Annotated in this window: 11 protein-coding genes and 1 pseudogene; 6 read left to right on the top strand and 6 right to left on the bottom strand. The window is 40.6% G+C overall.

Translation table 11 applies throughout. The annotated features are described in order from the left end of the window. Positions 1-2: 2 nt before the first annotated feature. On the bottom strand, positions 3-1,244 hold the full coding sequence (gene pepT, locus ACQ31U_RS08945; protein ID WP_431051307.1) for a peptidase T: 1,242 nt from the start codon (positions 1,242-1,244) through the stop codon (positions 3-5). Positions 1,245-1,469: 225 nt separating this feature from the next. Here pepT and adk point away from each other — a divergent pair, with 225 nt between their 5' ends. Then, complete coding sequence (gene adk, locus ACQ31U_RS08940; protein WP_431051305.1) at positions 1,470-2,114, top strand: adenylate kinase; 645 nt, start codon at positions 1,470-1,472, stop codon at positions 2,112-2,114. A 68-nt stretch (positions 2,115-2,182) separates the two neighbouring features. Here the strand turns inward: adk and ACQ31U_RS08935 are convergent, their stop codons facing one another. The 4 genes and pseudogenes from ACQ31U_RS08935 to ACQ31U_RS08920 form a co-directional block, all read right to left on the bottom strand. Further along, a complete protein-coding gene (locus ACQ31U_RS08935) occupies positions 2,183-3,091 on the bottom strand; it encodes a siderophore ABC transporter substrate-binding protein (RefSeq protein WP_431051303.1) in 909 nt (302 codons plus the stop codon). 20 nt (positions 3,092-3,111) lie between these two features. After that, positions 3,112-3,876: pseudogene (locus tag ACQ31U_RS08930) on the bottom strand (ABC transporter ATP-binding protein). Next, positions 3,873-4,820 (bottom strand): iron chelate uptake ABC transporter family permease subunit, encoded by a 948-nt coding sequence (locus ACQ31U_RS08925; protein WP_431051301.1) that lies wholly within the window; start codon positions 4,818-4,820, stop codon positions 3,873-3,875. The pseudogene ACQ31U_RS08930 and the gene ACQ31U_RS08925 overlap by 4 nt, the downstream one beginning before the upstream one ends. Beyond that, positions 4,813-5,766, bottom strand: a complete 954-nt coding sequence (locus ACQ31U_RS08920) for an ABC transporter permease (RefSeq protein ID WP_431051299.1) — start codon at positions 5,764-5,766, stop codon at positions 4,813-4,815. Before ACQ31U_RS08920 ends, ACQ31U_RS08925 begins: the two co-directional genes overlap by 8 nt. Positions 5,767-6,159: 393 nt before the next feature. Here ACQ31U_RS08920 and ACQ31U_RS08915 point away from each other — a divergent pair, with 393 nt between their 5' ends. The 5 genes from ACQ31U_RS08915 (at position 6,160) to ACQ31U_RS08895 (ending at position 9,489) form a co-directional block, all read left to right on the top strand. After that, entirely contained in the window at positions 6,160-6,486 is a 327-nt protein-coding gene (locus ACQ31U_RS08915) for a hypothetical protein (protein WP_431051297.1), read from the top strand. A 38-nt stretch (positions 6,487-6,524) separates the two neighbouring features. Continuing rightward, positions 6,525-6,812, top strand: a complete 288-nt coding sequence (locus ACQ31U_RS08910) for a hypothetical protein (protein WP_431051295.1) — start codon at positions 6,525-6,527, stop codon at positions 6,810-6,812. Positions 6,813-6,888: 76 nt separating this feature from the next. Beyond that, entirely contained in the window at positions 6,889-7,947 is a 1,059-nt protein-coding gene (locus ACQ31U_RS08905) for a DUF1266 domain-containing protein (protein WP_431051293.1), read from the top strand. A 79-nt stretch (positions 7,948-8,026) separates the two neighbouring features. Continuing rightward, on the top strand, positions 8,027-8,503 hold the full coding sequence (locus ACQ31U_RS08900; RefSeq protein ID WP_431051291.1) for a hypothetical protein: 477 nt from the start codon (positions 8,027-8,029) through the stop codon (positions 8,501-8,503). A 428-nt stretch (positions 8,504-8,931) separates the two neighbouring features. Continuing rightward, positions 8,932-9,489 (top strand): hypothetical protein, encoded by a 558-nt coding sequence (locus tag ACQ31U_RS08895; protein ID WP_431051289.1) that lies wholly within the window; start codon positions 8,932-8,934, stop codon positions 9,487-9,489. A gap of 1,601 nt (positions 9,490-11,090) precedes the next feature. On the opposite strand, the gene dnaJ is transcribed toward ACQ31U_RS08895, so the two are convergent. Continuing rightward, a complete protein-coding gene (gene dnaJ, locus ACQ31U_RS08890) occupies positions 11,091-12,218 on the bottom strand; it encodes a molecular chaperone DnaJ (protein ID WP_431051287.1) in 1,128 nt (375 codons plus the stop codon). Positions 12,219-12,265: the final 47 nt, after the last annotated feature.

The following is a 12,265-nucleotide window of genomic DNA, read 5'->3' as shown; positions in this document are numbered from 1 at the left end:
CATTAGATATTTTGTGCATTGGCGGCAATATTGACAATCACATCAACCGCACTTTGCATACTCTGCACACAGGCAAGTTCATATTTACTATGGAAATTATAGCCGCCGGTGAAAATATTCGGACAAGCAATGCCCACTGCCGCCAATTTGGCGCCGTCAGTGCCGCCGCGAATCGGTTTTTCCAACGGCGTAATGCCGCAATTTTTCATCGCTTTTTTTGCCAATGCCAACGCTTGCGGCGTGCGGCGGATGACTTCATACATATTCTGATAATGATCGCGAATGTCGCACTGTAAACGCTGTTGCAGATGATGTTTCCGTGCAAATTCGTCCGCCCATTGGCGAAACTGCTGCTTTCGCTGTGTAAAGCGTTCGGTGTCAAACTCACGAATTAAATAGTGCATTTTCGCCTGTTCGATATCGCCCTCAATACTATCCAAATGGAAGAAACCTTCGCGCGCCTCCGTTTTTTCCGGCACGTCTTCTTTCGGCAAACACTGATGAAAATCGCACGCCAATGCCAGTGCATTAATTAATTTACCCTTGGCTGTGCCGGGGTGGACGGAATGCCCTTGAATCCGAATTTCCGCCGACGCCGCATTAAAATTCTCCGCTTGCAACTCGCCCAACTCGCCGCCGTCAATGGTGTAAGCCCAATCACATTGAAAATCCGCCAATGGGAAAAAATCCATACCTAAACCGATTTCTTCATCCGGGGTAAAGGCGATACGGATATTGGCATGCGGAATTTTACTGTGGATCAGTTGCTCAAGTGCGGTCATGATCTCCGCAATGCCGGCTTTATTATCCGCCCCCAGCAAGGTATTGCCATCCGTCACGATTAACGATTGCCCGACCAGTTGATGTAGAAAATGGTAATCGACCGGGCTGATATAGTCGTCGCCTTTGCCTAATGCAATATCGCCGCCGCGATATTCTTGGATCAACTCGGCTTTGACGTTTTTACCGCTCATTTGCGGCGAAGTGTCGAGGTGGGTGATAAAACCAATGGTGCGGGTGCTGCCGCAATTGGAAGGCAAAAGTGCGGTCAGCACGCTGTGGCGGCTGAGTTTAATTTCGCTTAATCCTAATAATTCCAGCTCCTCAACGAGCTGTTCCGCCAAATGAAATTGCCCGATAGAACTCGGTGATTTTTGCGCGTCCGGCTTTGATTGCGTATCAAAGGTAATATAGTGGAAAAAACGCTCCAGTAATTTTTCACGCTGTTGAAATGGTATCGACATGTTCTTATCCCCTAATGTGCAATCAAATTTAAATTACGCTTGTATTGTATGTCGGTTTATAAAACAAAATCATGATCGATAACAATTTTTCTTAATTTTATCCAAACCGCACTTTATGCCGTTTTTATGGAAATATGTCACAAAAACCAGATTATTACCAATCAAACCTTGAGTTTCTACCGCCAGAAAGGTATGTTATAGCGTTGTTTTATTTAAGAGGTAATTATGAAAATCATTTTATTAGGCGCACCGGGCGCGGGCAAAGGCACACAAGCCCAGTTCATTATGAACAAATACAATATTCCGCAAATTTCCACCGGCGATATGCTGCGTGCAGCAATCAAGACGGGCAGCGAGTTAGGCAAACAAGCCAAGCAATTAATGGACGAGGGCAAATTAGTGCCGGATGATCTGATTATTGCCTTGGTGAAAGAACGTGTGGCGCAAGCTGACGCCGCCAACGGTTTTTTGCTGGACGGCTTCCCACGCACCATTCCGCAGGCGGACGCATTAAAAGAAGCGAATATTGCGATTGATTTCGTGTTGGAATTTGACGTTGCCGACGAAGTGATTGTCGAGCGCATGAGCGGACGCCGCGTGCACCCGGCTTCCGGTCGGGTTTATCATGTGGTTTACAACCCGCCGAAAGAAGAAGGCAAAGACGACGTAACCGGCGAAGAGTTGATTATCCGCGCCGATGACAAACCGGAAACCGTGTTGGATCGCTTAAGTATCTACCACAACACCACCAAACCGTTGGTGGATTATTACCAAACCGAAGCGAAAAACGGCAACACCCAATATTTCCGTTTGGACGGCACGCAAGCCGTTGAAACGGTGAGTGAAAAATTAGCCGAGATTTTGGGCTAAGCTACCAATATTGTTCTATTTGTTAAAAAACCATGCCCTAGGCATGGTTTTTACTCTTTAAACGCCAATCACTCGACCGCTTTCAGCATTTCCTGATTCATGGCTTTCATCGACTGCAAGCCGCCCATCACTAAATACCAGTTCACCGAGTCCAAGAACACAATATTGCCGTTTTGATAGGCTTTCGAACCTTTGATTAACGCGTTATCAAATACCTTTTCCGCATTGCCGGCTTTTTTGGTGATCGCTGCGGTACGGTCAATCACGAAGATATAATCCGGATTTTTATCCAATACGTATTCAAAGGTGACCTTCATGCCGTGGCGGGATTCTTGGATATTCGGATCGGCTTGGGCGAAGCCGTAATCCTGGTAGATCATGCCGTAGCGCGAATTCGGGCCAAAAGTGCTGATATTACTTTCGTTCGCCAATAACACCAACGCATTTTTGCCCTTGGCTTTTGCCGCAATCGTTGCCAAATCTTGATCAATCGTTTTTAACTCGGTTTCGGCTTGTTCGCTTTTACCGATAATTTGTGCGATATTGCGCACATTTTGTTGGAACGACGGATAGAATTCCAAATATTTAATGTCGCTGAAATAGATCGGCGAAATCTCTTTAAAACGATCAACCAATTGGTTTTGGCGGGCGGAAATAATGGTCAATGCCGGCTCCACTTCATTCAGACGCTCGAAATTCGGTTCCATTAAGCCGCCAATATCCGCATATTTTTTATCTTCATATTTTTTCAGATAAATCGGTAATGGCGTGGATTTCGGCACCGCGGCCACGTTTTCACTGCCGAGTGTGTCTAAAATATCCAAAGCCGGAAAATCAAAAATCGCAATGCTTTTCGGATCTTTCGGTACGTCCAGCTCGCCAATGGTCGTCGCCAGTTTAATATCTGCTGCCTGCGCCACAGCAACGGTTAATGTTGCCAATAGGGTGACGGCGAAACGACGAAATGTTTTACGCATAAATTCTCCTGTTTGTTAAGTTAATTTCTAAAGAAAACGGCAATTTTATTGTCATCAATGGTATGAATCGGAATCTGCATGCCATAAATTTGTTGCAATGCTTCGGTTTGCATAATCTGCCCGACTTCGCCCTGCCGCACCAAACAGCCGTTTTTCAAAGCGACAATATAATCGGAATAACACGAAGCAAAATTAATATCGTGGATCACAATCACGACGGTTTTGCCCAATTCATCGGTCAGCTGGCGCAATACTTTCATAATCTGCACCGAATGTTTCATGTCCAGATTATTCAAGGGTTCATCAAGCAAAATATAATCGGTGTCCTGCGCCAACGTCATCGCAATATAGGTGCGCTGCCGCTGCCCGCCGCTCAGTTCGTTGATAAACACCTTACGGATTTTTTGCAGATTCATATAGTCCAGCGCTTGTTCGATATAGTGCTGATCTTCGGCACGCAACCGCCCTTTGCTATACGGAAAACGCCCGAACGCCACCAAATCTTCCACCGTCAGGCGCAAATCCAAATGGTTGCTCTGTTTTAAAATCGATAACTGTTGCGCAATTTATTGATTGGGAATGTCACTGATGTCTTTGCCGTTTAACCGCACTTTGCCGCTATCGGCGGTGAGCAGACGGCTGATGATCGCCAACAACGTGCTTTTGCCCGCCCCGTTCGGACCGATAAACGAGGTGATTTTACCCTGCGGAATGGTGAGCGAAATATCATTCAAAATGATTTTATCACCGTATTTTTTACTGATATGTTGTATTTCAAGACTCATGCCTGACTTCTCCGCAATAACAAATAAATAAAATAAATACCACCGATAAAATTGATAATCACACTGAGCGTGGCATTAAAATTCAATAACTGCGAGACAATAAATTGTCCGCCGACCAAGGTGACGATGGCAATCAGCACCGCCGCCGGAATCAGCACACGGTAGTGGTGGCTTTTCATAAACTCAAATGCCAAATTCATAACCAATAAACCCAAAAAGGTGATCGGTCCGACCAATGCGGTGGCAATGGAGGTCAAAACCGCCACGATAATCAGCAGCCGCTTGCTTAGCGCGCGGTAATCCAAACCGAGATTGATCGCCTGATCGCGCCCCAACGCCAATACATCCAACTGATACAGATAACGTGCCGCATAGGCTAACACCGCCAGCAGCAGCGCAGCGGCAAGCCATAAAATGTCGCGATTCACTTTATTGAAACTGGCAAAACTGGCGTCCTGTACAATCTGGAACTCATTCGGGTCGATCAACACTTCCATAAAAGTGCTGGCGCTTTGGAAAAAAGTGCCGAAAATAATGCCGACCAACAACAGGAAAAATAGATTTTCCCGTTCGCGTTTAAACAGGAAATAATAAAACGAGAGAGAAAACAGCGTCATAATCCCGCCCGACAGCAAAAAATCCAGTTGCGGATCAAGTTGCAACAGCGTCAGCGAGCCAAACGAAAAAATGATCGTCAGTTGGATTAAAATATAGAGCGAATCCAAACCTAAAATACTTGGCGTGAGAATACGGTTATTCACCAAGGTTTGGAAAATCATGCTCGAAACCGCAATCGCCACCGCCGTCAGCACAATCGCCGCCAGCGTAATCAAGCGGTAATTCAGGGCATACTGCCAGCGGTTCGGCAGGTTGTATCCCAAAAACAGCCCGATACAAACCGCACTTAGCACCAGCAATAATAAGAGTTTAATTCGATTAGACATGACGGAACCGCTTAAACAACAAGAGCAAGAAAATCCCGCTGCCAATCACCCCGACGATTAAATTAATCGCAATTTCATAGGGATAAATCACTACGCGCCCGATAATATCGCATGCTAACACAAACAGCGCGCCTAAAAGTGCGGTATGCGACAGCACATTTTTCAGGTTATCGCCCAAATACAGGGTGACGATATTCGGAATAATCAACCCTAAAAACGGAATCACCCCGACCGAGACGATAATAATCGAGGTGACCACCGCCGCAATCGCCAAACCGATGTATTGCACCTGCTTAAAATTCAAGCCCAAATTGACCGCAAAGGATTCTCCCATGCCGACAATCGCAAAACGGTTGGCGAACAGATAAACCAATAACAACGCAGGAATACTAAAATACAACATTTCATAACGTCCGCTCATCACCAACGAAAAATCGCCCTGCAACCAACCGGCAATGTTTTGTAATAAATCTTCTTTCATCGCCAGAAAAATCGTCACCGCACTGATAATATTGCCGAACATAATCCCGACCAGCGGCACAAAAATCACATCTTTGAATTTAAGCTTGGAGAGAATCGTAATAAAAACCAGTGTACCGGCAAAGGCTGCCGCAATCGCAATTGCGGTTTTGGTCAGCATTGAAGCTGTCGGAAACAGAATAATCGCAAGCAAAATGCCGAAACGTGCCGAATCCATGGTGCCGGCGGTGGTCGGCGACACAAAACGGTTGCGTGACAACTGTTGCATTACCAAGCCGCACACCGACAAACCCGCCCCAGCAATTAAAATACTGATTAAACGCGGTACACGGCTCAGCGTGAAGATCCGCCACTGTTCGCTATCAAAACCCAACAAGCCGTCTAAGGTTAGGCTGCTGACACCGATGAACAGAGAAAACAACGATAGCACCAATAACAGGCATATCAGATAACGTCTTTTGATCATAACAGGTGCTAAAAATCCAACAAATTTTAATCAAATGAGAATGATTTTTTATTTTATAGGCTGATGAAAAATAGCCAATTCCGTTTTGCTAAATTGATAAAACAGATTTAGCGCAGATAAAAAACAAAGTGCGGTTAAAGCCTGATCACTCCCCGCCTAACCGCACTTCGGTGATGTGTTGCTATGCCCTTTTCCTTGCTCGGCGTGCGGATAGAGATCGATTTTTCATTTGTAAATAAAGGTAATTTTTATAGGCAAGGCAAGGCAAGGCAAGGCAAGGCAAGGCAAGGCAAGGCAAGGCAACACATTGAATTTAATTAAAATATTTGTCAATGACAATTTCCTTGCTATCGCTATATCACCTTAATGGAAGTTGTTGATATTAAGGATAAAATGTTTTTTGAAACCCGAACAACAATGGGCAGTTTTCTTAAACTGTTAGGTAGTTTTATCAACTCCTATGCTTTTTGCGATATCAAAAAACAGCGTGAAATTCAGCAAAAATCAATTAATTGGGTAAGGGAACATCCTTATCAAATAATCTTTTCGAAGGAACTGCCTTCACCGCATACTGATCGTCAAGCCGCCCTAAAAAAATCAGCAAAGGAACTGGACGATATACTCAAAGACCAAGACGCTTATTTTGCAGATCCGAAAAACCTTGCCGAATTTCGAGCCAAACGAAAAGCAAATAATGCAGATCAACAATTTTGTTGGTAAGCCTGATTCTATAACCTAACCTAAAACAAGAGGAAACCATGTTAAATCTAAATTGCCCTAATTGCCAAAAATCAATGGGATTCATCAATAACTTCAATAACATCAACCGCAAAGAAGTAACCTGCCCTCACTGCCAAGCTACCGTGAATAAAAAATTCAATATTGTTAAAGGATTGCTGGCTGCCTTGGGTTGCTTAATTGTTGCGACAGTTATCCTCTTTTTCGTTTTAGGAGAGGGTAACACAACCATGTATCTTGGAGGGTTCGCCGGCATTCTCGGATTTATTGCATTTGGTACAAGCTATAATAAAAAACCGAATTCATAGCAAGATACGAAAAATCCCGATTTATGCGGGATTTTTCTTACTTATCTCGTTTCCATTTTGACCTAAGGAAAATATTATGGGCTTAAAAAACAAACTTTATCGGAAACAATTCGCCCCTTTCAAACCACTCATAGGTGTAGCTATCATACTTGCTATGTATTTTTACGGGTTGATTGATTTTGACTTCTATTCACAAAAACTCGGTTTTGATATACCGCATTGGTTTTTTTACAGTATATTCGCTGCTCTTTGTTTATATGCTGCTTGGAAAACCTTTTGGGGTGTCATTTGGATATTGAGCGCCAAAGAAAATAGTCGGTCAAAATGCTTTTTCGGCATGCTGAACAATAAAAATCCACAAGTAAAAATTGAAAATGGATTAGAAGAGTATGCACTCTTAGCTTCCACATTTTATGAAGCAAGTCAAATACTAATCGGTGATAAAGAAAGTTTAAGCGAACTTGCTAAAAACCCAAATTATATTCCCCCTTACCGTTTAGATAAAGACGGTGATCTACGAGGAGGATCTCAATTTATTAACAGTATTGAGGGAATGCACCATTTAACCAAAAAAGAAGCGGAATATCGCTTAAAAGTGCCTCTTGAAAATGCTTGGGGAATCACCGGCAAAACATCAGCACTCGAGCAAATAGACGCATTATGGCATAGCGCCTTAGAGTCGGCAGAATATAATCTGTTGGATTCTGAAAAAGGCGTGCTTTATACTAAAACGGTACAGGAATTCGGTTATAAAACGGTTAATTTCAAGACAGACACTAATGCAGCCGGTTTTGATATTATCCGTTTTATTTATATTGCTCGTTCAAGTTTTACTTTAGGCTATATCCCTGAAGAAAGCGTACGCAACGCATTATGGAATGCAGCACGATTTATTGCCACCTCTTATGAAAGTTGGGAACAACTCGGCTATTCTTATTTAGTGACCTTCTTAAATTGGAATTTGACATCAAATTATGACGAATCGACTTATTGTTATATCACTGAACGTGTAACCGCTATCAATCAGCTATTTTCCGAACCCAACAGCCCATTAAAAGACACGTCGTTAGATATATTACGCACTCTTATCGAAAAAGAATTAACCGATAACGCCAAGCAAGAATCCGCTATCTAATGAACTATTCAATGCCGATATAAAGAATGTCGGCATTATTTTATTTAATCCCATTAGGGAGTTTTTAATAGATATGATTATGCAAGATAAAATTCGTTGTCCTTATTGCCTGAGCGTGTTGAATCAACTGTTCATCAAACACAATCAGTACTATTGTGGCAATTGTTTGAAGAAATACCGATTACAATCCGTCCAATCAACTGAACATGTAATTGCTTTAAAACAATCCAAGGAATATGATGAAGAGAAAGATTATTTTAAACAACTCGAAATCAGAAATAAATTACTCGATAAAAAATCATTTTGGTCTTCTTTTGTGCCTTATTATCTCGAACAAATGGTCAAAGAGATTAAGCTCAAAGGGCGATATCGAGTATGGTTTATTGTAATATTTCTCTTAAGCTTATTTGCTTTTCGTGTCTATCAATCTGAAAAACAATATATTTTTCAAGATATTGAAGTTCAAAAAAATAATGAACGACTGAGAGCAATTATAGAAAAAACAGAAAAAAACAGACTAGAGCTACAGCGACGAGCTGAGGAAAGAGAAAAATAACCTAGAGAAATCAATAAATATGAGTGAGATAGTTTACTTTCTTTGTGCTTGGGCTGCGGCATCGATAATCAGTTACTTTTACCGTAAACGGCTTGTATTGCTTATCTTGGTGCTGCTGCTGTTTGCTTCGGTCGAGATCATACGCCGGAATAGTGTGTATTTTCAAAATCGGATAGAGGATATATATCCAATCACAGTGTTGCTCGCTTTATTATTTTTACACACATTCTTGATGGTTGCGGCTCCGCTGATGATGAAAGTAGTGAGGATAAGTGAGAAAAACAAAGAAATCGGAACAAGGATTTTTATTGCTATTTTTTATATTTTCACTTTATTTTTTCTGTTTATGATGTTTGTTAAAGGAGTTATCCATTGATTAATATCGTTGTTTTTATATTCTGTTATTTCAATTTTAAATAGTTACATATATGAAAAATCACATCATAATAATAGTAGAAAATGGCTATGTGACTTACTGGAATTCTGATACGGATAAATTCTATCGTAGTTATATTGGTTTAAGCAAATTAAATAACGGCAAGCATTATATTGCTGTTGTGATTTCACTTTATTTTCTAAAACAAGTTGATAATTTTTTAAATACGGTAGTTCATAATCATTTTATATTTTGGACTGTCGGAACATTAAGTGTAATCGGACTTTGCTCAATCTTGTTTAACACTTTCTATACAAGAGTTATAAGCAAGATAAAACCGCTTCCTATTGAAGAGAATTTTATCACCCGTGAATTTTATAATAAATTTAAAAATAGAATAAAAATAATTCTAACCAGTATGATGATTTTCATTAGTTTATTTTTGGTCTTTATTATTTTTTCTTGGCGTATGAAAAGCATGGCATTATTGTTTTGTGCGTGGGCTTGCTTGTGTTGTAGTATTATGATTCTACAAGGTACTAATTTCATAGGACTTTATCAATTTTATCAAAAATACCTAAAAACTACGATTAAACCGATAAGTAAATAAGTATGAAAAAATATATTCTCACCATGCTTGCCCTTTTGGATACTTTCTATTTATTCATTTATTTTTTGAATTCCTTCAAAGATAATAAAATCCCTTTTTATAGCGATCTTTTATCTTTATCTATATTATGGGAGAGGATGGGTAGCTTAGCCATTACTTTACCTATCGCCAGCACTATTTTACTTTTATCATTATTTTTATCTATATACTATTACATCTCTGATAAATGGCTTGGATTTTATCTTGCCATGTTCCAACTTCCACTTAGAATTTTCTGTTTGCTACCCTCTATTCCATATTCAATCTACGCATTCAAATCGCTCTTTAATCTAGTAAGCATTTATTCATTTTACTTTCTCATCACATTAGAGCTAAGCAAAGTTCTTTTTCTCTATTTACTTTTTAAAGAAAACAGGAGCATTAAGTGATATTATTTTTATGTTTTATGCTAATTATGGCTATGCTATTCAAATTTCATTATAAAAACAAGATGTTATTTTTAATTTTTACAACTTTATTAGTTTTGATAACTTATTTAAATGAATCAAGCTACAAAGTGAATTTCTATTTAATTGTTTTTCTCATTTTAATTTTCATAACTTCTTTCTGCTTGCTTTCTATTAATATTGTTATAAGAATTGCATTCAATAAACTTAGATATAGAGAGAACATAAGGAAAATATACTTAACATTCATTTTTATTGGTTTGTCTGTATTATCATACAAATTTTTGGTTGATGGTATATTGGAGAAATAAATGCATTACTATCACTTTTATAAACTCGTGAGGAATTGATAAAAAAATTTATTATCGTAATTTTACCACTATGATTATTAGATAAGAAAACAGTTTTATTGTAAAAGTTGGAAGCGTTGAGGTATTAAATTTCATTATATGAATAAAATAAAATATTTTTGGAATTACCTATTTTATTTTGCTTGGCGATTGCATTGTAAAATTGGTTTTATGTTGATAGAACGCCCATTAATGTATGGCTTAGAAAGCATACTAAAATTTATACCAATAATTAAACATAGTGCCGCCGCACGTTATCGGAGCCGGCGTAAGGTGCTAGATGATATGGAGAGCGGTTTTAATATCCGTTTTGTATTTAAATTTTTTTTGACACTCACCTGGGTAATAATCGTGAGCCTTTTTTCTTATCTTATTGTCTATTTAGAAATAGCGATAAATAATTCTCTCTTTTTGACTATTCATTTTATTGTTACAATCGCCATTTCACATTTAATCAATATAAAATTACTCGGCTGGTATAACAATGGATACCTTGCTTATTTTAAAAAATTCAAAAAGAGTGCGAACAATAGGTTCGGTTATTTTTCAATTATTACTTTCTATTTTTTTGCATTTTCATTTTGTTTATTCACACTTTATTTTCATACGAAATTTGATTTTTTGAGTTGATGACATCATGGTGGGTAAATTTTGCGAATTAAACTGTTCCTTATGCATATGCCCGCATGCGGAGAGAGATATATTAGTGAAAAATAAACCTTGCTGAAAAACAAAGGGCGGTTAAACTTTTGGAGTCAGATCACTTTCGCTTAACCGCACTTTCATTTCAAAATCAACCACTCAGCTACTTGGTCAAATCATCAAAGAACTTCTTCACGCCGTCTAAAAAGCTGGAGGATTTCGGGCGATGGGAATTCGCGCCCTCCAAACTTTGTTCCAGTTGTTTCAACAGCTCTTTTTGTTCGTCGTTGAGTTTGACCGGCGTTTCGATAATCACTTTACAGATTAAATCACCGGCGTAGTGGCTGCGGGTCGAAGTCACGCCTTTACCGCGCATTCTGAACAGTTTACCGGTTTGGGTTTCCGCCGGGATTTTCAGTTTCACCCGTCCGTCTAAGGTCGGCACTTCGATTTCGCCGCCCAAGGCTGCCATGGTGAAACTGATCGGCACTTCGCAATACAGGTTGTTGCCGTCACGTTCAAAGATGTGATGATCTTTCACGTGGATAACAACATATAAATCCCCTGCCGGTGCGCCGTTTTCGCCCGCTGCGCCTTCGCCACTTAAACGTAATTGGTTGCCGCTATCAACCCCCGGCGGGATTTTGACCGACAGATTTTTGGCTTTATGCACCCGTCCGTCGCCATGGCATTTGGTACACGGTTTTTCGATTTTCTTGCCTGAACCATGACAGGTAGGGCAGGCTTGTTCGGTGACGAAAAAGCCTTGTTGGCGGCGCACGCGCCCTGCGCCGTGGCAGGTCGGGCAGGTTTCCACTTTCGAGCCGTCCTGCGCGCCGCTGCCGTGGCAACTGTCGCATTCCGCCAAAGTATTGATTTTAATATCTTTGCTTGTACCTTTAACCGCTTCTTCCAGCGTAATTTCCAGATCATAGCGCAAATCGTCGCCACGTACCACACGCTGGCGACCACGACCGCCGCCGAACATATCGCTGAAAATATCGCCGAAAATATCGCCGAAATCCGCACCGCCAAAGCCGCCTCCGTTGCCGCCGAAACCGCCTTGCTCAAATGCGGCGTGTCCGTATTGATCATAGGCGGCACGTTTTTGCGAATCGGTCAACACTTCATAGGCTTCTTTGACCTCTTTGAACTGCGCCTCGGTATCTTTGTTATCCGGATTGCGGTCAGGGTGATATTTCATCGCCAAGCGTTTATACGCTTTTTTGATCTCTTTTTCTTCGGCATTGCGCGCAACGCCTAACACTTCATAATAATCACGCTTTGACATAGTCTTCCCGTTCGCTTGTTACTTCTATTACTGTCTTTTTCTGTTAT

The organism is Testudinibacter sp. TW-1 (genome assembly GCF_050613185.1).
Taxonomy (GTDB): domain Bacteria; phylum Pseudomonadota; class Gammaproteobacteria; order Enterobacterales; family Pasteurellaceae; genus Chelonobacter.
This window is presented reverse-complemented; position numbering and strand designations above follow the sequence as displayed.